A 1352-nucleotide genomic window follows, 5' to 3' on the forward strand; every position below is an offset into this window, starting at 1 on the left:
CCGCTCGTCGGCGATTGCGGCCCCTGTGGGACCCCTCGATAGGTGCGGCAATGCAAGCAGTAGCCGTTCGCATCAACGCCCATGCCGCCGCAGGTTGGACACGGCTGCACGTCTGCCTCCAAGATTTGGGGGGGATCGGCCATTGGATGCGGCCGAGAAGGAAGATCAAATAGCGACCGTAGCTGACCGGATCGACGTGCAGAATCGACCGTATAGCCACATGCATGACGCGCACTGGTCAGAGTTCCGACGGCTCCCTTGCGTTAAGCGCGGCGACGATCGGCACGCAGCACCCGCCCGACACGCCAGCGCTGCACTCAGCCGTCCGACCGCGGCTGCAGTCGTGTCTCTTAATCTGCGGCTCGACGCTGCTGGCTCGGCAAAGCGGATGCGGTGCCGGGCAAAGCTGCCTCAGCCACGGCGTGCGGGTTGCACAGGTACCTACGCTGAAGCGTGTGGATCCCACCATCGCTGCCGCATATGTCGCGGCAGGTGCCGCCATCGCTACATCCATCACCAGCGTGATAGCGACTCGGAGCGCCGCAAGCAAGGGCGCCCAAGCTGCACTCAACTCTGCTGAACGCACCGCGAAGGCCACCCTTGAGGGTCTGTTGCGTTGAGCGTTCCTCTTGGTCAGGCACGCTTAAGCGGTGAAGCTCAGGAACCGGCAGCGTCCAGCCCAATCACCGCGGTCTGCGTTCGCTGGGTTCCGGTTCCCGCCGGACGTCATCGTGGTCGCCGTTCGGCTGTACCTGCGCTACAACCTGTCCTACCGCGACGTCGAGGAACTCCTCATCGAGCGTGGCGTCGAGGTCGACCACGTCACGATCTTCCGATGGGTGCAACGATTCACGCCACTGCTGGCCGACGCCGCCCGGTTCTGCAGGCCCCGACCGTCTACACCGACCTGACCTGGATGCCGACCCGGCTGTGGGTGTGGACCACGATCCGTGACCACCGCCAGCAGCCGTGCGGGTGCGCGCCGAACCGGCCGCTGGACGCCGCAGCACGGGACCGTATCCGCCGACTCCGCCCGGCGATCACCCAGCTGACCCCGTAACACCACAGCACGGCCGGGTCCGGCCACGCGCGCCCTTCAAGCTCGCGGACCCCCAGAGCCGGACCCGGCCCAGCGCTGCAACCCGCGACGCATCGCCCCGGACGCCCGAGGGCGAACGCTCCTACGAGCAGCTGCGGAAATTCGAGCCAGACAGCGCAGCCGCACCTAGTGCTGTGACCGCAAACGTTGCCCGGGTTGGGCTGGTGTTTGTGGTTCCTCGTCCACGTGTGTGGGCGAGCGACTCTCCACCAGGGGTGGGGCGGGCCGCAGCCGGCCAAGGGACCCGTGTGCC

General features: G+C 66.9%; 1 protein-coding gene and 1 pseudogene. Both read left to right on the forward strand.

The annotated features are described in order from the left end of the window. Positions 1 to 455 precede the first annotated feature (455 nt). Entirely contained in the window at positions 456 to 620 is a 165-nt protein-coding gene (locus tag ABD901_RS58580) for a hypothetical protein (protein WP_345145062.1), read from the forward strand. A gap of 30 nt (positions 621 to 650) precedes the next feature. Next, positions 651 to 863, forward strand: a pseudogene (locus ABD901_RS59530) (hypothetical protein); the annotation flags it as partial. Positions 864 to 1352 lie beyond the last annotated feature (489 nt).

The sequence above is a fragment of the Dactylosporangium darangshiense genome, from assembly GCF_039537565.1.
Taxonomy (GTDB): domain Bacteria; phylum Actinomycetota; class Actinomycetes; order Mycobacteriales; family Micromonosporaceae; genus Dactylosporangium; species Dactylosporangium darangshiense.